Origin of the sequence: Corynebacterium lemuris, from assembly GCF_024919295.1 — a bacterium.
Lineage (GTDB): Bacteria > Actinomycetota > Actinomycetes > Mycobacteriales > Mycobacteriaceae > Corynebacterium > Corynebacterium lemuris.
Genome location: NZ_JANWTC010000022.1, coordinates 1 through 22,154 on the forward strand (window position 1 = coordinate 1; position 22,154 = coordinate 22,154).

Annotated in this window: 16 protein-coding genes; 14 read left to right on the forward strand and 2 right to left on the reverse strand. The window is 64.9% G+C overall.

The features are described 5' to 3' along the window. The 6 genes from NYP18_RS14635 to NYP18_RS14660 form a co-directional block, all read left to right on the forward strand. On the forward strand, window positions 1-309 hold a 309-nt coding region (locus NYP18_RS14635; protein ID WP_259428953.1), incomplete at its 5' end, for a hypothetical protein. A 514-nt stretch (window positions 310-823) separates the two neighbouring features. Continuing rightward, on the forward strand, window positions 824-1,249 hold the full coding sequence (locus NYP18_RS14640) for a pyrimidine dimer DNA glycosylase/endonuclease V (protein WP_259428936.1): 426 nt from the start codon (window positions 824-826) through the stop codon (window positions 1,247-1,249). Between the two features lie 951 nt (window positions 1,250-2,200). Beyond that, on the forward strand, window positions 2,201-2,764 hold the full coding sequence (locus NYP18_RS14645; RefSeq protein WP_259428937.1) for a helix-turn-helix domain-containing protein: 564 nt from the start codon (window positions 2,201-2,203) through the stop codon (window positions 2,762-2,764). Between the two features lie 162 nt (window positions 2,765-2,926). Then, a complete protein-coding gene (locus tag NYP18_RS14650) occupies window positions 2,927-3,877 on the forward strand; it encodes an alpha/beta hydrolase (RefSeq protein ID WP_259428939.1) in 951 nt (316 codons plus the stop codon). Beyond that, entirely contained in the window at window positions 3,874-5,526 is a 1,653-nt protein-coding gene (locus NYP18_RS14655) for a flavin-containing monooxygenase (protein WP_259428940.1), read from the forward strand. The genes NYP18_RS14650 and NYP18_RS14655 overlap by 4 nt, the downstream gene beginning before the upstream one ends. 246 nt (window positions 5,527-5,772) lie before the next feature. Continuing rightward, on the forward strand, window positions 5,773-7,164 hold the full coding sequence (locus NYP18_RS14660; RefSeq protein ID WP_259428941.1) for a plasmid pRiA4b ORF-3 family protein: 1,392 nt from the start codon (window positions 5,773-5,775) through the stop codon (window positions 7,162-7,164). Between the two features lie 76 nt (window positions 7,165-7,240). On the opposite strand, the gene NYP18_RS14665 is transcribed toward NYP18_RS14660, so the two are convergent. Next, window positions 7,241-8,620 carry an FAD-dependent oxidoreductase gene (locus NYP18_RS14665; protein ID WP_259428942.1) on the reverse strand — a complete coding sequence of 460 codons (1,380 nt, stop codon included), beginning with the start codon at window positions 8,618-8,620 and terminating at the stop codon, window positions 7,241-7,243. Window positions 8,621-8,932: 312 nt separating this feature from the next. On the opposite strand from NYP18_RS14665, the gene NYP18_RS14670 reads away from it, so the two are divergent. The 7 genes from NYP18_RS14670 to NYP18_RS14700 are packed head-to-tail and all read left to right on the forward strand — an operon-like array spanning window position 8,933 to window position 15,502. Beyond that, window positions 8,933-10,615 carry a nitrite/sulfite reductase gene (locus NYP18_RS14670; RefSeq protein ID WP_259428943.1) on the forward strand — a complete coding sequence of 561 codons (1,683 nt, stop codon included), beginning with the start codon at window positions 8,933-8,935 and terminating at the stop codon, window positions 10,613-10,615. After that, window positions 10,612-10,878, forward strand: coding sequence for a hypothetical protein (locus tag NYP18_RS14675; RefSeq protein WP_259428944.1), 267 nt, complete (start codon window positions 10,612-10,614; stop codon window positions 10,876-10,878). The genes NYP18_RS14670 and NYP18_RS14675 overlap by 4 nt, the downstream gene beginning before the upstream one ends. Further along, entirely contained in the window at window positions 10,875-11,648 is a 774-nt protein-coding gene (locus NYP18_RS14680; protein WP_259428945.1) for a phosphoadenylyl-sulfate reductase, read from the forward strand. Before NYP18_RS14675 ends, NYP18_RS14680 begins: the two co-directional genes overlap by 4 nt. Then, window positions 11,645-12,562 (forward strand): sulfate adenylyltransferase subunit CysD, encoded by a 918-nt coding sequence (gene cysD / locus NYP18_RS14685; protein WP_259428947.1) that lies wholly within the window; start codon window positions 11,645-11,647, stop codon window positions 12,560-12,562. Before NYP18_RS14680 ends, cysD begins: the two co-directional genes overlap by 4 nt. Continuing rightward, on the forward strand, window positions 12,562-13,860 hold the full coding sequence (locus NYP18_RS14690) for a sulfate adenylyltransferase subunit 1 (protein ID WP_259428948.1): 1,299 nt from the start codon (window positions 12,562-12,564) through the stop codon (window positions 13,858-13,860). Before cysD ends, NYP18_RS14690 begins: the two co-directional genes overlap by 1 nt. A 2-nt stretch (window positions 13,861-13,862) precedes the next feature. Further along, window positions 13,863-14,570 (forward strand): sirohydrochlorin chelatase, encoded by a 708-nt coding sequence (locus NYP18_RS14695; protein WP_259428949.1) that lies wholly within the window; start codon window positions 13,863-13,865, stop codon window positions 14,568-14,570. Then, entirely contained in the window at window positions 14,567-15,502 is a 936-nt protein-coding gene (locus NYP18_RS14700; RefSeq protein WP_259428950.1) for a sulfite exporter TauE/SafE family protein, read from the forward strand. Before NYP18_RS14695 ends, NYP18_RS14700 begins: the two co-directional genes overlap by 4 nt. A 198-nt stretch (window positions 15,503-15,700) precedes the next feature. Here NYP18_RS14700 and NYP18_RS14705 read toward each other — a convergent pair whose 3' ends face one another. Next, window positions 15,701-16,156 (reverse strand): EamA family transporter, encoded by a 456-nt coding sequence (locus NYP18_RS14705; RefSeq protein ID WP_259428952.1) that lies wholly within the window; start codon window positions 16,154-16,156, stop codon window positions 15,701-15,703. A 727-nt stretch (window positions 16,157-16,883) separates the two neighbouring features. On the opposite strand from NYP18_RS14705, the gene NYP18_RS14710 reads away from it, so the two are divergent. Then, the gene (locus tag NYP18_RS14710) at window positions 16,884-22,058 is read left to right on the forward strand and encodes a choice-of-anchor G family protein (protein ID WP_259428951.1); all 5,175 of its coding nucleotides are present in this window, start codon (window positions 16,884-16,886) and stop codon (window positions 22,056-22,058) included. The last annotated feature ends 96 nt before the right edge of the window (window positions 22,059-22,154 follow it).

Consider the following 22,154-nt stretch of genomic DNA (forward strand, 5'->3'; position numbering starts at 1 on the left):
GGCGGGAACGGCACCACCGGGGGCGGGAACGGCACCACCGGGGGCGGGAACGGCACCACCGGGGGCGGGAACGGCACCACCGGGGGCGGGAACGGCACCACCGGGGGCGGGAACGGCACCACCGGGGGCGGGAACGGCACCACCGGGGGCGGGAACGGCACCACCGGGGGCGGGAACGGCACCACCGGGGGCGGGAACGGCACCACCGGGGGCGGGAACGGCACCACCGGGGGCGGGAACGGCACCACCGGGGGCGGGAACGGCACCACCGGGGGCGGGAACGGCACCACCGGGGGCAGGGATCACTGAGCCGGGCGGGGGAAGGGGCTGACTGTTCTTTTTCTCTGGTGAGGTGCCGTCCATGATCAATGCCGTTTCTTACTGCGGGGTTCTGGGATGATATCGGGAACTGCGGGAGTGTGTGGGACACGCGTACCGCATAACGAGCTTTGCGTGTTCAGGTTATCTGCCGGGCGACTTTTCTCCATACGGGAATAGCGGTCCACGTTTTCCTGGTTGATTTCAGGAGTGCAGTGAGCCACGGTAGGGGCACGCGGTGAACTTGCTCTCCCATATTGCGTACTGACTAGTCTATATTTTTAGCACCAGTAAGTCTATAAAGTGGCAGTGCGGTGGCATCTTCCTCGGAAGAGCTCGGTATTTCTACCGGAATCGACCAACCGCTGGCCGGAAAGATGTTGACCTCTCTGCCAGCCTGGCACTGAGTGAGGGGTTGGTGAGGTCAAGATTGGGCCCGGTGCGGAAATCCCCGACCTCTGCGCCTACCCGATAGCCGGCGAAACAGGTGGGATAACCTGGGTCCATGAGAATCTGGTCCCTGCACCCCCGATACCTGGACCAGAAGGGGTTGGTCGCGTGTTGGCGGGAAACTCTCCTGGCACAGAAAGTCCTCACCGGTGCAACCACCGGTTATCGTAACCATCCCCAGCTGGTCCGTTTCCGCGCCCAGGAGGATCCTCTGGCGACGGTCGGTGCCTATCTGCAGGGGCTGTACGACGAAGCGATGGCGCGTGGGTACAACTTCAACGCCACCAAAATTCTGGTGGCTGGTTCGCCGGTGACTCCGCTGGAGGTGACCGACGGTCAGCTGGCGTTTGAAGCAGGCCACCTGCGCGCCAAGCTGGAGGTCCGGGACCCGGCGCGGATTGCGGGTCTGCCGGATTTTCCGGAGACCCACCCGCTGTTTCTGGTGGTGGCGGGCCCGGTGGAGGAATGGGAGCGGCTCTGAGGGGCTGGTGAACCGGAAATGGGCTGGTGAGCATTGCTGCCCACCAGCCGTTTTCCGGCGGTATCCGAGTGCCGTCTTACATAACTGAGAAGATCCAGATCAGCAGAGCGACAATCAACAGAATGCCGACGATGGTCCAGATTAATCCGCTTCCACGCATGTCATTTTCCTTCCGTTGTGGTTTTTCTCCAGTGTAGCGACGATCACTTCCGAGGGTAGGGGACGAGACGGTAAGCGATTGACATCGTTTGCGTAACAGGTCTTGAGTAGTGCATTGGAGTCTTCGGTTCCTTTTCCCGTATGCATGACTGCCCGCGGTTAGACTGCGGTGATCAGCAGTGATGTGAGTCACGGGAAAAGGTGAGGACCAGTGCCGTTTGTGAAACCTCAGCTCTTTGAGTCGCGAGACCGGCTCGTGGAGGACGTGTTCGAGCTCTCCGGGGTGGTTGATTCCCTGGTGGAGAAGCGGGTGCCGCTGGAGGATTTTCTCGGCTCCGTCGCCACGACGCTGGGGCGGAGGGTCGAGGCCGATGTCTTCGGGGACCGCTTCGCCGGTTCGCCGAGCGGGCAGTCCGCCCGAATCCATCGGGAGCCCGGCGACGCGGTGCCGGATGTGGATGAGGTGGATTTTCGCCTTGAACCTCCGCTGCCGGAGTGGGCGGAGCGTTTCGTCGGGCAACGGCTCGTGCACGCCGCGAAGCTCATTGTCCGCAGTGAGGTCGAGGTGCGGGTCGTGGATGAAACAGGGGACCGGGTCCGGATCCTGCTCGGCACGTCGGGCAGTGCCGAGCGGCGTCGGGAAATGCTCCACCTCCTGGGCCTGGATGGTGCCCGGATGCTGACGGTGGTGGCCATCGCGGGGGTGGGTCAGAATCCGGAGGGTGCGGCGCGTCTCGCGGAGGTGCTGTCTGGTGGGGCTGCCGCACCGATGGTCCGCCTGGGGAGCTGCTGGTGCTCATCCTGCGGCGCAGGCCCGAGCTGCACACCGGAGTTCCGGTGGGGCTCTCCGTCGGCCTCGGGGAGCCGCTGCCCCCGGAACGGGTCCGGGAATCCTGGGAGGGGGCCCGGACGGCCGTGCGCTTCTCGCTGCCCAGTCCCAACCACCGTTCCCGCTACCGGATGATTGATGCCGTCGTGGTGGATATCTGCAAGGTCGGCAGCCTGCGGATCCTGGCTGATGCGGTGGACCGGCGTGGAGTGCAGGATCTCGCGGATGTCCAGGCCATCGCCCGACTGGCCCAGGAGGGGCTGCCCGATACCCTCAACGTGCTTGAGGCGGTGGCCGCCACAGAGTCGATCCGGCAGGCTGCCCAGCTGGTGCACATGCACCACAACACAGTGGCACACCGGGTGGAGGCTGCGGAGGGGGTGCTCGGTTTCCCGCTGCGGGAGATCTACGGCCGCACCCGTCTCCTCATCGGTCTGACCCTCTACCGCCTGGACCGCAACGCCGAGAAATTCCGTCCGGGAGTCTCTGACCGGCGTCCCCGGGGTAGCGTCCTGCTGGCAACTTAGCCAATTGTCACTTTTTCCTGGCAAACCTTCGCCATCTGCCCGATGACGGCGCGATCATGGGTGATTAACGTCCCTCTCAGGTCAAGTAAATGACTTGGATCACATTCTGAATCGGGTCTTTCCGGCCATTCCGGAGGACGAGAACGAGGAGTCGGACAGACAATGGCTATTGATCAAGCAACCCAGCAGTTCCTGGCGCAGGCGCAGGCAGCCAACCCGGATGCCAGGCCGATGCACGAATCCACCCCGGAGGAGGCGCGTATCGGTGCCCTGGGCACCCTCGACCTCATCGGTCCGGGTGTCGAGATGGCCGAGGTGGAGAACCTCGAGCTGAGCAGCGGCGCGGGTCAGGAGCCCTTCCAGATCCGTGTCCTCAAGCCCTCCGCCCAGCCCCAGGGCATCATCGTCTACCTGCACGGCGGTGGCTGGGTGGTCAGTGACATCGCCGCCTACGACACCATCGGCCGCCAGCTGGCCCAGCACACCGACCACACCGTCGTGCTGGTCAACTACCGCAAGGCCCCCGAGCACGCCTACCCGGCCCCGGCCGATGACTGCTGGACCGCACTCCAGTGGGCCGACGAAAACCGCGCGCAGCTCGCCGCCGCCGGTGCCCCGCTGGTCATCGCCGGCGACAGCGCAGGTGGCAACCTGGCCGCCGCGATGACCCTGCGGGCCCGTGAGGCCGAGGGCCCGCAGATCGACTACCAGGTTCTGGTCTATCCGGTCACCGACGCCGACTTCACCCGCCCCAGCTACCTCGACCCGGAGAACCAGCTGATGCTGACCACCGAGTCGATGGAGTGGTTCTGGAACCACTACGTCCCCGCCGAGCGTCGCACCGAGCAGGACGTCGCCCCGCTGCACGCGGAGTCCCTGGCCGACCTGCCGGAGGCCTTCGTCATCCTCGCCGAGCATGATGTGCTGCGCGATGAGGGCGAGGCCTACGCCGCCCGCCTCGCAGAGGATGGCGTCACCGTCGAGACCGAGCTCTTCGAGGGCCAGATGCACGGCTTCCTCAACATGTTCAATATTCTCCCCTCCAGCGCCGCCGTGGTCGAGCGCATGGGTGAGAAGATCCGCCAGCAGGTAGCCAAGGAGGTTGTCCGATGAACAGGTCAGCACACGTCGACGTTGTCGTCGTCGGCGCAGGTTTCGCGGGCATCTACGCCACGCACCTGCTGCGCAACAAGAACGGTCTGAGTGTCCAGGGCTTCGAACGCGGCTCCGATGTGGGCGGCACCTGGTTCTGGAACCGCTACCCGGGCGCGCGTTGCGACGCCGAGTCCATCGTCTACTCCTACTCCTTCGACGATGACATCCAGCAGGAGTGGACCTGGTCCGAGCGTTGGGCCACCCAGCCCGAGATCCTCCGCTATGCCGGCTTTGTCGCGGACAAGCTCGGCGTCCGCGAATCCTACGCCTTCAACACCGAGGTCGCCTCCATGGTCTGGGATGAGGAGGCCGGGCTGTGGAGCACCACCACCAGTGATGGGGAGACCACCACCTCCCGCTTTGTCATCACCGCGGTCGGCTGTCTTTCCGCCTCCCAGGTCCCCGAATTCAAGGGGCTGGAGGACTTCACCGGCGAGGTCTACCACACCGGTTCCTGGCCGCACGAAGGTGTGGACCTCACCGGCAAGCGGGTCGCCGTCATCGGCACCGGCTCCTCCGGCATCCAGGCGATCCCGGTCATCGCACAGCAGGCCGCGCACGTCACGGTCCTCCAGCGCACCCCGAATTACACGGTGCCCGCCCGCAACCGCAAGCTCGGCGTCGACGAGATGTCACTGATCAAACGCATCTACCCGGCCCTGCGCGAGAAGGTCCGGGAGACCCCGGCCGGCGTCATCGTCAAGCCCCCGATCGGTGCGGCCCTGGAGCTGCCACCGGAGGAGATCCGTGCGGAGCTCGACCGTCGCTGGGAGCAGGGCGGTCCGACCTTCATGAACGCCTTCACCGACACGATGAGCGATCACGCCGCCAACCAGATCACCGCCGACTACGTCCGTGAGCGGATCCGCGAGATCGTCCAGGACCCGGAGAAGGCCGAACTGATCGCCCCGCAGGCGTACCCCATCGGCACCAAGCGCATCTGTGTGGACACCGATTACTACGCCACCTACAACCGGGAGAACGTCGCCCTCGTCGATGTGCGCAGCACCCCCATCGAGCGCATCGGCACCCGCGGTCCGGTCGTGGACGGCCATGAGTACGAGGTCGATGTGCTGGTCATGGCCACCGGCTTCGACGCCATCACCGGTCCGCTGCTGCGCCTGGGTATCCAGGGCCGGGACGGGCTGAGCCTCAACGAGGCGTGGGCGGAGGGCGGCAAGTCCTACCTCGGCCTTGCGGTGGCGGGATTCCCCAACCTGTTCACGGTCACCGGCCCGGGCAGCCCCTCGGTGCTGACCAACATGCTCGTCTCCATCGAGCAGCACGTGGACTGGATCTCCGACATGCTGTTAGACCTGAAGAGGGAGGGCATCGAGCGTATCGAGGCATCCCCGGAGGCCCAGGAGGAGTGGGTGGCGAAGGTCAATGCCATCGCGGCCACGACCCTCTATCCGGAGACCGCCTCCTGGTACATGGGCGCCAACATCCCGGGCAAGCCGCGGGTGTTCATGCCCTATGCGGGTGGCCTGGACACCTACCGCGAGGTCTGCCGCCAGGTCGCTGCCGCCGGTTACGAGGGCTTCCTCACCTCGGACGGGGTCGATGTGGAGGCCCGCGAGGTGCTGGCCACTGTCCCGGTCTCCTGACCTGTGTGAACTGATGTGAGAGGGCCCTGCTCCGGATTGCCTCCGGCAGCAGGGCCGCTGCCGCTTATCGACGTCCGTGGCAGCGCACGTCAGCGCTGACATACGGTGCTACCTACGGCGATGTTTCCCGTGAAACATCGGGCTCATGACGCTGGCGGGCCTCCGCGGCCTTCACCCGGGTCCGCGAATTCGGATGGATCTGAAGTGGGGCTGGTGGACGCGGGGCACACGTGATTTCCTTGAGGCATGACGCAGTTTCCCTTCGCCGGCGACTTCGACCAGTACCATGATTTTTTCGGACCACCGGTGACACCGGACCCGAAGTTGCACCCCGCACGGAGCGCACCCGCCGGCTACCAGCTGCGGATCGAACTTCTGGGAACATCCCCGCAGGTGTGGCGTCGGGTGCTGGTGCCCAGTGACATCCACCTTGATGAGCTCCACTCTGTCCTGCAGTCCGCCATGGGCTGGGAGGATGCCCACCTGCACCGCTTCCAGGAGAAGGCGGATGGAAGGTCCGCGCGTTTTCTCACCCTCTTCGATCAGTTCGAGGGACAACAGGGCATCTTCGAATTTGATGTCCGCCTGGATGAGGTGCTCAGCCGTAAAGGCAGCACGCTCTATTACGACTACGACTTCGGCGATGACTGGCAGCACAAGATCAAGTTGGAGGAGATCACTACCGAGGTGCCGGTCGAGGCGGTCTGCATTGACGGAGCCCTCGCCTGCCCGCCAGAGGACTGCGGCGGGGTATACGGCTACGAGGAACTCGCACAGTGGGTGCGCGCCGGGTATCCGGAGGACGCTGTCCCCTTCGACCTCTCGGTAGAGGAGATGAAGGAGTGGCTGCCGCCGAACTGGCACCCTGACCACTTCACGGCGGAATCGGTGCGGATGGCACACCGGAACGCAGTCGGTGGCGTGCAGATGGTTCCCCAACTGCAGGATTTTCTTGCTTCTCTCCCACCGGAACCGGATCATCTGCTCCAGGAACTGCTGGCGCAGGAGGAATGGTCGGAACTCAGCTCTGAAACTCCCCCTGACCTGCCTGCGGAAGCAGTTGAACCGTTCACGCAGTTTCTCCGGGTGGTCGGGGACGGGCTGAAACTCACTCAGGCGGGCAGGATCCCGCCGGCCCAGGTCAGCGAACTGAGCCACACTCTGGGGCTCGACCAGTGGTACATCGGCAAGCTCAACCGGGAGGACCAGGTCTACCCCGTGGCGCTGCTGCACGAGCTCTCCCGGCAGCTCGGCTTCGTCTATCTCCGGAAAGGCACACTGCTGCCCAGTAAAGCGGGCAAAGCACTGCTCAGCGGTGTCCCCGGGAACGGGAGGTTGTTCGCAGACAAACTCCCCCTGGGCACAACGAGGAGATTCAACGAGGACGCCGGTTGGATCACCGTGATCGTCGCCGGTTCGGGAATATCTTTCCACGAGTGGGAAGCTCATATCGTCGAGGTGCTCAGTGCCATCGGCTGGGAGCGCAGCAACGGGATGATGGTTCTTCCGGCGGTGGCAGCCAACCCCACCTTGAATGCCCTGCAGATCCTGGCGAGAGGACTGCATCGGCCGGAAGAACCTGAACCGGGGAGGATCACGGACCTGGCCCGGCTCGCACGGGTGGCCTGCCGGGAATAACGAGAAGCGCGGTAGGGCAGGGGGCTCCTCCCTGTCGTACCGCGCTGGTCTACGTGGCGCGTTCTGAAACAGTCAGTTAGACGCAGACGGGCACCGCGCGGGCGTGGCGCACCATCTCCTCCCAGTCGACGATCTTCTTGCGCTCGCGGCCCTCGGCCTCGCCCAGGGCACGCTCCTCGGCGTCGAGCTGGTACCAGCCCTGCCAGGTGGTGTAGGCGATCTCGCGCTCCTCGAGCAGCGAGATGATGGCGTCCGCATCCTCATGGGCGCGTCCGCTCAGCAGGCCGGCGGAGGCGTCGGCGACGAGCATGTCGGTGGTCTGCCTGGCATCGGACTTGGTGTTGCCGATCAGACCGATCGGGCCACGCTTGATCCAGCCGGTGGCGTAGAGGCCGGTGACCGGGGAGCCCGCGGACTCCGCGAGAACGTGGCCGCCGTCGTTGGGGATGACGGCCTTCTTCTCGTCGAAGGGCACGCCGGGGATCGGGTCGGATTCGTAACCGACCGCGCGGTAGATCGCCTGGACCGGCCAGTCGGTGAACTTTCCGGTCCCCCTCGCGCCACCGTTGCCGTCGAGTTCGGTGCGTTCGGTGCGCAGGCCGACGACCTTGCCGTCCTTCTCCAGGATCTCCACCGGGGACTCGAAGAGGTGGATCTGCAGGGTGTGCGGGGCGTCCTTGGGCTCACGGATGGCGTAGCCCTCGAGGATCTGGCAGACCAGGTCCTGCGACTTGGAGGCGCGGCGGGCCTCCTCTGAGGCCTCGTCGTAGTCGATGTCCTCCGGGTCGACGACCACGTTGATGGTGGGGGAGTGGTCGAGCTCCTTGAGCTCCTGCGGGGTGAACTTCGCCTGGGCGGGACCGCGGCGGCCGAAGACGTGGACCTCCTTGGCCTGGTTCTTCTTCAGGCTCTCGTAGACGTTGTCGGGGATCTCGGTGACCTTGAGCTCGTCGGCGGTCTTGGCCAGGACACGGGCGACGTCAAGACCGACGTTGCCCACACCGATCACGGCGACCTGCTCGGCAGAGAGGTCCCAGTCGCGGTCAAAGCGCGGGTTGCCGTCGTAGAAGCCCACGAAATCCGCGGCACCGAAGGAGCCTTCTGCATCGACACCGGGGATGTTGAGGGCGCGGTCGCGCACGGCACCGGTGGCGAAGACGACTGCGTCGTAGTACTCACGCAGTTCATCGACGGTGATGTCCCTGCCCACCTCGATGTTGCCCAGCAGGCGCAGTCGCGGGCGGTCGAGCACGTTGTGCAGCGACTTCACGATGCCCTTGATGCGCGGGTGGTCAGGGGCGACGCCGTAGCGGATCAGGCCGAAGGGGGCGGGCATCTGCTCGAAGAGATCCACGTAGATCTCGTGCTCCTCGTTACGGATGAGCAGGTCGGATGCGTAGATTCCGGCGGGGCCCGCGCCGATGACTGCGACGCGCAGAGTCTGCTGGTTGGTCATGATCAAGTCCTTTCGTAGACCGGTTGGTCTGTGAAGTTAGCACCATTCTGTTTGGGAGCCAAGGGGTGGAGCGGATTCAGCGCGGCACGCCGCGGAATCTCCCTTTCCATTCATGCTGTTAGATTTAGTATAAGTCAACGTCAAATGCATTAAATTCTCCCTGTACGCCGATTGTTCAGGTGGTGAATGAAAGAAACTGTTGGCGTAGACCGTCTGGTACGGCAGACTGCGTGCAGTGCACTTTTCGGCGCCACGGCAGACGCGGCGTCGAGAAGCATTAGTAGACAGACTGGTACAGAAACTGGAGAAGACATGACAGTGAGCACCGCCGCTCCCCGGAAGCGCCCGGCACGTGCCCGCAAGCCGGAGGGCCAGTGGAAGATCGACGGAACCGCCCCGCTGAACCACGTCGAGGAGGTCAAGCAGGACGGTGATGTCCTGGCCGTCAAGCAGCGGATCATCGACATCTACTCCAAGCAGGGCTTCGATTCGATCCCGGCCGATGACATCGCCCCGCGTTTCAAGTGGCTGGGCATCTACACCCAGCGCCGCCAGGACCTGGGTACGGAACTGACCGGCCAGATCCCGGACTCCGAGATGCAGGACAAGTACTTCATGATGCGCGTGCGCTTCGACGGCGGCCTGGTCAGCCCGGAGAAGCTGCGTGCCGTCGGTGAGGTCTCCCGTGATTACGCCCGCTCCACCGCCGACTTCACCGACCGGCAGAACATCCAGCTGCACTGGCTGCGCATCGAGGACTTCCCGGCCATCTTCGAGAAGCTCGAGTCTGTCGGCCTCAACTCCGAGCTGGGCTGCGGCGACGTGCCGCGCATCATCCTCGGTTCCCCGGTGGCCGGCGTGGCCGCGGAGGAGATCATCGACGCCACCCCGGCGATCGAGGAGATCCAGCGTCGTTGGCTGCCGGATCCCGAACTCCACAACCTGCCGCGCAAATTCAAGTCCGCCATCTCCGGACACTCGCGCCAGGACGTCACCCACGAGATCCAGGACGTCGCCTTCATCGGCTCCGTCCACCCCGAGCACGGCCCCGGTTTCGAGTGCTACGTCGGTGGTGGCCTGTCCACCAACCCGATGCTCGCCCAGTCCCTGGGCGCCTGGATCCCGCTGGAGGATGTGGCGGAGGTCTGGGCCGGCGTGGCCAAGGTCTACCGCGACTACGGCTACCGCCGCCTGCGAAACCGCGCCCGCCTGAAGTTCCTGGTGGCGGAGTGGGGTATTGAAAAATTCCGTGACGTCCTCGAAACCGAGTACCTCGAGCGCAAGCTCATTGACGGCCCCCACCAGCCGATCAACCCCGGTTACCGCGACCACATCGGCATCCACCCGCAGAAGGACGGAAAGTTCTACCTGGGCGTGAAGCCGACCGTGGGCCACACCACCGGTGAGCAGCTGATCGCCATCGCCGATGTCGCCGAGAAGTTCGGCATCTCCCGCATCCGCACCACCGCGGAGAAGGAACTGCTCTTCCTGGACATCGAGCGCGAGAACCTCACCACCGTGGCCGCCGCCCTGGATGAGACCGGCCTGTACTCCAAGCCCTCGGAGTGGCGCCGCAACATCATCTCCTGCACCGGCCTGGAGTTCTGCAAGCTCGCCCACACCACCACCAAATCCCGCGCCATCGAGCTCGTCGACGAGCTGGAGGAGCGCATCGGCAACATCGACGTGCCGGTCCGCATCGCCATCAACGGCTGCCCCAACTCCTGCGCCCGCACGCAGGTCGCCGACATCGGTTTCAAGGGCCAGACCGTCACAGACGAGGACGGCAACCGCGTCGAGGGTTTCCAGGTCCACCTGGGCGGTTCGATGAACCTCAACGCCAACTTCGGCCGCAAGCTCAAGGGCCACAAGGTGCTTGCCGACGACATCGGCGACTACGTCACCCGCGTCGTGGTGAACTTCCGCGACCAGCGCCTGGAGGGCGAGACCTTCCAGGAGTGGGTCCAGCGCGCCGACGAGGAGGTCCTCAAGTGAGTTTCACCCAGCCTGTGCTCCGCCGCGAGCCCAACCCCAACCGCAACCACCCACTGCACTGCCCCTGGTGCGCAGGTGAATCCCTGTTCCCCAACGAGATCGAGGACTTCGGCTGGCTCTGCCGCGACTGCACCCGCGTGTTCTCGGTCCGTTACTACGGCCAGGACGCCCCTGAACACCGCCCGGCCCCGGCCCGCTCCACCAGCGAGGCCCTCCAGAATTCCCTGCGACGACACGGACATCTCCAGGAGGAGGAGAAATGAATCTGCTCAACCTGGACAACCGCTCCTACCGTGACCCGGAGCTCAGCCCCGCGGGGCCCCTGACCACCGGTGAACTCCCGGCGGAGGTGAAGGAGGAGAACGCGCGGCTCGTCGACAAGCACGCTGATGAGCTCTACGACGCCGACGCCGCCACCATCCTCACCTGGGCCGCCACGCACGCCCCGGGCCGCATCGCGGTGACCATGAGCATGGAGAACACCGTGCTCGCGGAGCTGGCTGCCCGCCACCTGCCGGAGGCCGACCTGCTCTTCCTGGACACCGGCTACCACTTCCCGGAGACCCTGGACGTGGCCCAGCGGGTGGACGCCCGGTACCCGCAACTGCTGGTCACCGCGAAGCCGCGGTTGGACCGCCCGGAGCAGGACGAGACCTACGGCCCCAACCTCTACCGCGCCAACCCCGCCGCCTGCTGCCGCATGCGCAAGGTCGAGCCGCTGGCCGTGAACCTCACCCCCTACGCGGGCTGGATCACCGGCCTGCGCCGGGCCGACGGCCCCACCCGGGCCACCGCCCCGGCGCTGAGCCTGGACCCCACCGGCCGCCTGAAGATCTCCCCGATCATCACCTGGTCGCTGGAGGACACCGAGACGTTCATCGACGACAACCAGCTGATCATCCACCCCCTGACCAGGCAGGGCTACCCGTCCATCGGGTGCTCCACCTGCACCCTCCCCGTCGCCGAAGGCGAAGACCCCAGGGCCGGCCGCTGGGCCGGACAGAACAAGACAGAATGCGGGCTCCACTCATGACCACCACCATCCAGACCACCCGACTCTCCCCCCACCTCAAGGACCTCGAGAACGAGTCCATCCACATCCTCCGCGAGGTCGCCGGACAGTTCGACAAGATCGGCCTGCTGTTCTCCGGCGGCAAGGACTCCGTCGTCGTCTTCGAACTCGCCCGCCGCGCCTTCGCCCCGGCGGCCGTCCCCTTCGAGCTCCTCCACGTGGACACCGGCCACAACTTCCCGGAGGTCATCGAGTTCCGCGACAACCTCGTCGAGCGCACCGGCGCCCGCCTGCGGGTGGCCGAGGTCCAGGACTGGATCGACCGCGGTGACCTCGTCGAGCGCCCCGACGGCACCCGCAACCCCCTGCAGACCGTCCCGCTGGTGGAGACCATCGCCGAGCAGGCCTACGACGCCGTCCTCGGCGGCGCACGACGCGACGAGGAGCGGGCCCGCGCCAAGGAGCGCGTCTTCTCCGTGCGCGACTCCTTCGGCGGCTGGGATCCGCGCCGCCAGCGCCCCGAGCTGTGGGACCTGTACAACGGCGGCAAGCTCCCGGGCGAGAACATCCGTGTCTTCCCCATCTCCAACTGGACCGAGGCGGACATCTGGGAGTACATCGGTGCCCGCGGCATCGAGCTCCCGCCGATCTATTTCGCCCACGACCGTGAGGTCTTCGAGCGTGGCGGCATGTGGTTGACCGCCGGCGAGTGGGGTGGCCCCCGCGAGGGCGAGGAGCTGGTGACCAAGCAGGTGCGCTACCGCACCGTCGGCGACATGTCCTGCACCGGTGCCGTCCTCTCCGACGCCACCGACATCCCGGCCGTGATCGCCGAGATCTCCGCCTCCACCCTCACCGAACGTGGCGCCACCCGCGCCGATGACCGACTGTCCGAATCCGCCATGGAAGACCGCAAGAAGGAGGGCTACTTCTGATGAGCGCGCCCGCATTCACCGAGAACACATTCGCCGAGAAGCTGACCACCCGCGAGACCCTGCGGCTGTGCACCGCTGGCTCCGTCGACGACGGCAAGTCCACCTTCGTCGGCCGCCTGCTGCACGACACCAAGTCAGTGCTCGCCGACACTCTCGCCTCCGTGGAGGCCACCTCCGCCGACCGCGGCTTCGACGGCCTGGATCTGTCCCTGCTGGTCGACGGCCTGCGTGCCGAGCGCGAGCAGGGCATCACCATCGACGTGGCCTACCGTTACTTCGCCACCAGCGAGCGCACCTTCATCCTCGCGGACACCCCGGGCCATGTGCAGTACACCCGCAACACCGTCACCGGCATGTCGACCTCCCAGGTCGTCGTCCTGCTTGTCGACGCCCGCCACGGCGTCGTCGAACAGACCCGCCGCCACCTCACCGTCGCCGCCCTGCTGGGTGTGCGCACCGTGATCCTCGCGGTGAACAAGATCGACCTGGTCGACTGGTCCGAGGACATCTTCCGCGGTGTCGAGTCCGAGTTCACCGGCCTGGCCGCCGAACTGGGCATCGAGGACCCGCACGTCGTGCCGATCTCCGCGCTGCGCGGCGACAACGTCGTCGAGCCCTCGGAGAACCTGCCCTGGTACCCGGGCCCGACCGTGCTGCAGCTGCTCGAGTCCGTGGAGGTGCAGCGCGGCCGCGCCCACGACCTCGGCTTCCGTCTGCCCATCCAGCACGTCATCCGCGAGCACACCACCGACTACCGCGGTTATGCCGGGCGCGTCAGCACCGGCGTCATCCGCCCCGGTGACACTGTCCACCTGCCGCACGGGCGCACCACCCAGGTCACCCGCATCGACACCCCCGACGGTGCAGTCGAGGAGGCCGTGGCCGGTGACTCCGTGGTCCTGCTGCTCGCGGACGACATCGACCTGGCCCGCGGTGACCTCATCGCCGGAGCGGACCGTCCCGCCGAGGTCCGCTCCTTCCCGGCCACCCTGGTCGGGCTGACCGAGAAGCAGCTCGTCGAGGGCGCGGCCGTGAAGCTGCGCTACGGCACCGCCCTGGTCCGCGCGCGTATCGCGGAGGTGGAGCGCGTCCTCGACCTCGACGGGCGCAGCGACCTGCTGCAGCCGGGTCAGCTCGGACTCAACGACATCGCCCACGTCCGTCTCGAGAGCGCCGCCGAACTGCCCGTCGAGCCCTATGCCGCCCGCGGTGCGGTGGGCAACCTGCTGCTCATCGACCAGGCCAGCGGCAACACTCTCGCCGCCGGTTTCGTGGGCCACCGCCTGCGCCAGGAGTAGCCATGACCGCACTGATCACCCTCTCCCACGGATCCCGCCACCCCCGGGCCGAGCCCGGCGTTCGCCGGCTCACCGCCCTGGCCGGTGAGATCGCCGGGGTGGACGCCCTCAGCGCCCACCTCGAGTTCGATGAGCCCTCGCTTGTCGACGCCGCCCGACAGGCCGCCGCCCGCGGCCATGACACCGCCATCGTGGTGCCGCTGCTGTTCACCCACGCCTTCCACGCCAAGCACGACGCCCCGGCGGTCCTGGAGCAGGCACGGAAGGAAACCGGCATGGACCTGCGTCTGGCGAAGGGTCTGGGCACCGGGGAAGAGGTTGCGTCAGTGCTCAACACCCGCCTGCTCGCCGACGCCCCCGGCGACGCCCACGTCGTGCTCTACCCCGTGGGCACCTCCGACCCGGAAGGAGTGGCCGGACTCGCCGACCTGGCCGACCTGCTGGAGCAGCTCTCCGGCCGCGGCGTCAGCATCGTGCCCGCCACCGGCGGGGGCCACCCCGGGGCCGGACTCGTGGAGGTGGCCACACACCACGAGACCGTGCACATCCTGCCGTTGTTCGTCACCCACGGGCTGCTGCTGGACCGCATCACCAACCTGATCACCCGCATCCAGGACGCCACCGGCGCCCGCATCACCCATTCCGCGCCTCTGACCACCGATCTTGCTGCCCTGGTGGCCGGCCGGATCGCCCGAAGGACCGCCCCATGAGGACACTCATACTCATCGCATTCGCGGGGCTCGCCGCCCAGCTTGTCGACGGCGGCCTGGGCATGGGCTTCGGGGTCACCTCCACCACCATCCTCATCCTGCTCGCCGGTCTCGGACCTGCCCAGGCCTCCGCGGTGGTCCACACCGCCGAGGTCGGCACCACCCTGGTCTCCGGCATCAGCCACTGGAAATTCGGCAACGTCGACTGGGGGGTGGTCCTGCGCCTCGGAGTGCCGGGGGCCATCGGCGCCTTCGCCGGTGCCACCTTCCTGTCGAACCTGTCCATGGAGGCCGCCGCACCGGTCACCGCCCTGATCCTGGCCCTGATCGGCATGAACCTGGTGTGGCGCTTCAGCCGCGGCCGGGTGCAGCGCACCTACAGTGGACGCCCCCACTCCAGCGGTTTCCTCGGCGGTCTGGGCCTGGTCGGCGGCTTCGTCGACGCCTCCGGTGGCGGCGGCTGGGGGCCGGTGACCACCTCCACCCTGCTCTCCCTGGGGCGCACCCAGCCCCGCAAGGTGGTCGGCACCGTCAATACCGCCGAGTTCCTCGTCTCGTTGGCCGCGACCCTCGGCTTCGTTCTCGGCCTGTGGGACGACCTCGTGGCCAACCTCGCCGCCGTGCTGGCGCTGCTGATCGGTGGTGCGATCGCCGCGCCGATTGGTGCGTGGATGATCTCCAGGGTCAACGCCACCGTCCTCGGCGGCCTGGTTGGCACCATGATCGTCACCCTCAACCTGCCGAAGGTGCTCGAGGTCGCCGGCCTGGAGAACTTCAACTTCGGCCTCCTCCAGCTGGCGATCGTCATCGTCGGCATCGGGCTGACCGCCCTGGGCTTCCGCCGCTACCGGGCGAACCTGGCAGCCCTGCCGGAGAAGGAGGCCAGCGGCGAACAGTCTGCGCCGCAGACGGAGAAGGCGCGTGTGTCCTGACCCGGCTGGGTGCGTGGGACAAGCCACCGGCCCCGGAACCATCCAAGGTTCCGGGGCCGGTGGTTTTTTGTACGTGGGGTGCGGGGGAGGGAGAGGGCGCAACATCTGACCGGCCCGGGCGGTGTCGACGCGCATCGTCGCTGGTGGGGCCTTCGGTTCACAGAGTGCCGTGCGACTTGTTGCGTGCGCCGGGTCTGCTCAGGAGGACACCGGAAACCTCCGGGCACGCCGGGTGGGGTGGGCATCCTTGGCTGCAGTGTCCGGGGTCTGTTCCACACGCGACCTGCGTGCCGGCGGGGAGACCGTGACACCGATGCTGGCGGAGATGACCAGCGCGATGGCGACCAGCTGCCAGGTGCCCAGTGTCTGGTTGAGCAGGAGCCAGCCGAAGAGCGCGGCGAAGACCGGTTCCAGGCTGAGCAGGATCCCGAAGGTACCGGCGGGCAGGCGGCGCAACGCGATGAGTTCGAGGGAATAGGGGATGAGTGAGCCCAGCAGCGCCGTGCCCAGGGCCAGCAGGAGAAGACGGTTGTCGCCCACCACCACGGTCAGACCGGGCAGCCCCATGGGGAGTGAGGCCAGGCCGCCGATGAGGAAGGCCACGCCCAGTCCGCCCTGGCCGGGGACTGCCTCACCGACGCGTGCGCTGGTCAGGAGGTAGCGAGCGGGTGGCCCTGGCCCAGGCCACCAAGGTCGAAGGCGGCGACCTACTTATCGTGATCAACTGATCCGCCTTCCACGAAGGGCGGTTTTGGGCATAGGTATTTTCATGGTCAGGACCGCCTCCTTATTGCCAGCGGGTTCATCGCCCGCTTTCAGGGGTAATCCAGGTTAACAACAGGTAATTACGAGAATTTGTGAGCGATATCACGAATTGGTCCGGCGAAGCTGATTCTCAGGAATCTCACATGAAATCGATTTCAGTTCGCGATTTTTGAAGTGGTCTTTCTAGCTCGATCGGGGGCAAATTTCAGGGAATGCCACAGGAGCTACCCAGTCTCTTCTTTTCCATTTGACGGAATGCCAGAAATGGGGTGCGAGAGAGCCTTTTTGTGAGATTTCTTAAAATTCACAGTTTGATCCAGAAAGCTTAAGTAGCCCTGAATTAATGAAGTGTTGATCCTCTTATATAAGGCTGATGGCGACGCTATCTTACATTTGGAAGCACGCAGGTCAGACGTGCATTCAGCGACTCTTGCCCGGGTCGGACTATCAGCCTTCATATCAGGAGAACCCCTTGGCTAAGCATGCTCAGCGTCGTACACGCACATCCCTAGATCCCAAGAGGTGGATAAGACTGGGAGCCGCCACCATCACCAGCACCGCGCTGATCGGTGGTGTTGTGGTGGCCGCCCCTGCCCACCCGGTGTTCCCGTCGGGGATGATCGGGACCGCTAACGCGCAGGACACTCAGGCTGCATATGTCTCCCTCGCTGACGGCACCCTCATCGATCTCTCCCTGCTTGGTCCCTTCGTGGATCAGGACTCTGAGACCGCTTTCAACTCTCTGCTGACTGCGGTAACTGCGGAGCGTTCCTGGCCGCAGGATCAGGCAGCACCGGAGCAGACCAGCCGCCTTGATGTCACCCTTCTCCAGGGTATTCGACTCACCATCGCCGGAATTTCCCTCCCGCTCGTTGACACAGGGGATGAGAGGGGCCTTCTGGATCTGGGGTCCCCGGGTCTCGGTGTACTCAGCGCCTATGCCGCTACTCCGGACGCCAACAACGCTCATGCAGCAGCAGGCGTCCTCGGCCAGGACGGTTTCATCAACGTCGATGCCCACCAGGGTTCCGGAAATATCCAAACCGAGATTCAGCTCACACGTTTCCTCCAGCAGCTGGGAATCTCCGGACTCACTGACCAGGTCGTGGACGACCTGGCTCTTCGTCTTGGAGCGGTCAGCTCCAGTGCTCAGGAGACCAGCGGTACCGTCACCGCCGAATACGCGATTGCCAACGCGGAACTGAACCTCCACAGCCCGCTGCTGGGCCAGATCGGGAGCAGTTTCCGGCCCGGTGGTGTAGGAGCAGACCTCGACGAGGCTGTCGAAGCCGTCGCAGGCGACGGTGCTCTGGTCAACCGGATTCTCGGCGTGGTCAACGGAGTTCTGGGAAGGCTCGGTGTGCTTTCGGCGTTGACCGACGGACCGGTCACCATCGACACAGATCTGGAGACTACCCTCAATGAGCTGCTCGCCGAGCCACTCTACAACGGAACCAGCCCCGAGACGTCTCTGGTCGTGCTCAACCCGGCCTCCGGTGATCTTACGGTCAACCTGGAATACCTGCACGGGGGCAACCTCAGTAATCTGCCGGCGAACACTGAACTTCTCACTGCCGCGCAGATCAACCAGATTGTGGCGGCTGTCAACGGCCTTCTCAGCGGTCCGGACGGTCTGACCGCCAGGATCCAGGCCACGGTGGAGGAGGGGCTGCTGGCCACCGACATCAGGATTCCGCTGCGGATCAATCTTCTTCCTACTATCCTCGATGATGGACTTGAGCTCGCCACGGTGACGATTGATGGAACCCTCGGCGATATCCTCAATGGGACACGCGGTGTCGTCAGCGGTGATCTCCTCGGTGGCACGATTCCCCTGAACAGCATCCTCGACACTGTCGTCGGAGCTCTCGGCGGAGTGGGCAACCTGCTCAGGCCGGCGCTGACCGCCCCGACCACCAGCATCATCAACGCCGTTCTCACGGATACCTCGACCCTCGTCAGTGGTCTGGATCCGGTGCTCCGCGGAGTGCTCGGTGAGGTCCTGAACGTCACCATCAACGCCCAGCCCAATGAGCTCGCCCCCAACGACCAGGCGCTCGTCGGTCGTCCCAACGCTGTCGCGGGAACCCCCGCAAACCCGGCCGAAGACTTCTCCATCACCGCCATCGAGGTGGACCTGCTCAGCCTCGGTGGCGGTGCCGGGCTGGTCTCCCTCCCGCTGGCACGCTCCACGGTGGTCGCTGCAGATGAGGCATACGTGGGTGAGTTGGCCATGGAGCCGACCGAAGGACCTCGTGCCGGAGGTACCACGGTGACCATCTCCGGGACGACCCGGGGCTTCACTGATGAGAACAATGCTTCGCGGGAGATCGACGCCATCTACATGGCTGACTACCGCATCACGGACTTCATTTTTGACGAGGGTGCGGGCACCGTCACCTTCGACACTCCCGCCTGGGAGCTTCTCGACGTCGAGGGTTCCACCGTCCCTGTCACCCTGGCGAGTGGCGACGTCCGTTCGGAGGAGCTGCGGTTCACCTACACCGGGATTCCTGAGGCTGACCGGAACGATCCCGGTTACGACTGGCTCACCATCAGAGGCGGGGAGACCAAGATTGTCGAGCAGACCTGGGACACGGAGCTTCCGGGAGGAACGACCTACAGCATCGATCCGAGGTGGCGCGGTCTGAGCAATGACTGGGACATCTCCGTTGACAGGTCCTCCGGTGCCCTCTCTGTCACCGCGCCGGACGATGCCCCGGTTGGTCTCGTCTTCGAGGTCCCGGTCATCGTGACCTACCCGGATGGTTCCGTTGACCGCGCTCCTGCCCGCGTCAACGTGGTGACGGTTCCTTTCGGTGTCGAGGATATTGTCATCCACGAAACCCACACCACCGTCTACTTCACCGATGGAACCAGCATTGACATCCCGCACGGCGAGGATGGTACGGATGGTGTTGACGGTGAGGATGGCGTTGACGGTGACTCCGTCACCATCACCAACACCTACACCGATGAAAACGGCAATACCGTCATCGAGTTCTCCGACGGATCCATCATCACCGTCAACAAGGGTGCTGACGGTGATGACGGCACCTCGGTGACGATCACCAACACCTACACGGATGAGAACGGCAACACCGTCGTCGAGTTCTCTGATGGTTCGACCCTCACCGTCCAGAAGGGTGATAAGGGTGATACCGGCGAGGATGGCGAATCGATCACCATCGTTTCCCAGGTCGCTGACGGGGAAGGCAACATTGTCATCACCTTCTCTGATGGAACTGTCATCACTGTGCCCAAGGGTGTCGACGGTGAGTCGGTCACCATCGTCAGCCAGACCCGGGATGAGCAGGGCAACATCACCCTGACCTTCTCCGACGGTGAGGTCGTGGTCATTCCCGCCGGTGCCGACGGTGATGATGGTGATTCGATCACCATCGTCCGTTCCGAGCTCAACTCCAATGGCGATCTCGTCATCGAGTTCTCCGACGGCACCGAGGTCACTGTGCCTAAGGGTGTCGACGGCGAGGACGGCACCTCGGTGACGATCACCAACACCTACACCGATGAGAACGGCAACACCGTCATCGAGTTCTCCGACGGTTCCACCGTCACCGTCCAGAAGGGTGACAAGGGAGATTCGGGTGAATCCATCACCATTGTCAGCCAGGTTCCTGATGCAGGGGGCAACATTGTTCTGACCTTCTCGGATGGAACCGTGGTCACGGTGCCCAAGGGCGCTACCGGTGACGCGGGCGCATCGATCACCATCGTCGGTCAGGACACCGATGCCCAGGGCAATGTCGTGCTGACGTTCTCTGATGGTTCCGTAGTGGTCATTCCGAAGGGTGTCCAGGGGGAGCAGGGTAACGACGGTGATTCCATCACCATCGTCCGTTCCGAGCTCAACTCCAATGGCGATCTCGTCATCGAGTTCTCCGACGGGAACTCGGTGGTGGTGCCCAAGGGTGCCGACGGTGAGGACGGCCAAGATGGTGATTCGGTGACGATCTCCCAGACCTACACGGATGAGAACGGCAACACCGTCATCGAGTTCTCCGACGGTTCCACCGTCACCATCGCCAAGGGCGACAAGGGAGACCCGGGTGAGGACGGAGAAGACGGCACCTCGCTGACGATCTCCGAGACCTACACGGATGAGAACGGCAACACCGTCATCGAGTTCTCCGACGGTTCCACCGTCACCATCAACAAGGGCGTCGACGGTGAGGACGGCGAATCGATCACCATCGTCAGCCAGGTCCGGGATGAGCAGGGCAACATCACCCTGACCTTCTCCGATGACTCGGTTGTGGTTATCCCTGCCGGTGTCGCAGGAGCTGACGGCAACGATGGTGCCTCCGTTATCATCACTGACAGTTTCCTCAACGATGACGGTGACCTCGTCATCGAGTTCTCCGACGGTACCGAGGTCACTGTGCCCAAGGGGGCCTCCGGTGAGGACGGCCAAGATGGTGATTCGGTGACGATCTCCGAGACCTACACGGATGAGAACGGCAACACCGTCATCGAGTTCTCCGATGGTTCCATCGTCACCGTCCAGAAGGGTGACAAGGGTGACAAGGGGGACAAGGGTGAGGACGGCACCTCGCTGACCATTACCGACAGCTACACGGATGAGAACGGCAACACTGTCATCGAGTTCTCCGACGGTACCGAGGTCACCATCAACAAGGGTGTCGACGGTGAGGACGGCGAATCGGTCACCATCGTCAACCAGACCCGGGATGAGCAGGGCAACATCACCCTGACCTTCTCCGACGGTGAGGTCGTGGTCATTCCCGCCGGTGCCGACGGTGATGATGGTGATTCGATCACCATCGTCCGTTCCGAGCTCAACTCCAATGGCGATCTCGTCATCGAGTTCTCCGACGGCACCGAGGTCACTGTGCCTAAGGGTGTCGACGGCGAGGACGGCACCTCGGTGACGATCACCAACACCTACACCGATGAGAACGGCAACACCGTCATCGAGTTCTCCGATGGTTCCATCGTCACCGTTCAGAAGGGAGACAAGGGCGACAAGGGCGACAAGGGCGAGGACGGCCAGGACGGTGAAACCCCGCGGATCGGTGACAACGGCAACTGGTGGATCGGTGAGACCGACACAGGTGTCAAGGCGGAGGGCGAGGACGGTCAGAACGGCGTCAACGGACAGGCCCCCTATATAAAGGACGGAACCTGGTGGGTCGGTGTCACCCCGTACGTCAACGAGCTGACCGACACCTGGTGGATTGGTGACGAGGAGACCGCCATCCCCGCCACTCTGGCGGATGGTGCTCCCTCACTGCCTCCAGTGGCCATCAACGGCACCTGGTGGATCGGCGCTGACGACACTGGAATTGCCACTCATGTTGACACCGGTATCCCGGCCACCGGCCCGAAGGGTGATGACGGCAAGGATGGTGAGGACGGTAAGGACGGATCCTTCCCGGGCAGCTCCAGCGGAGGCGGTTTCGGCAGCAGCCTGAGTGCGATCGGCCGTTGCGTCGCCAACCCGGAGGGTGCGATCCTGCCGATGCTGGCTCTGCTCGGTGCAGCTGCAGCAGTGAACTCCCCGACGGCGAAGCCGCTGGCTGATGAGATCGCTGCGCAGATCAACCAGCAGGTGGCGAATGCGTCCTCCGCTGCGGGTCAGCCTGAGTGGCTGCGCCAGATCAACCATGGTCTCGCGGAAGCCGCGAAGTCGGTCGACATGCGGGTCGTGGTCCCGGCACTGATCGGTGCCGGCATCCTGGCGGTCTTCCTTTCCGCTACTGACTGCGGTCCGAACCAGAGCTCGATCGACGGACGACTGGACATCTAATCTCCCATAGATGAGCGGAAAAGCTCCTGCCCCCGGAACCTGTGTTCTGGGTGTTATGACGCTGTTTTTGGTAGCGGGGTTGGGTCTATCCGGTAG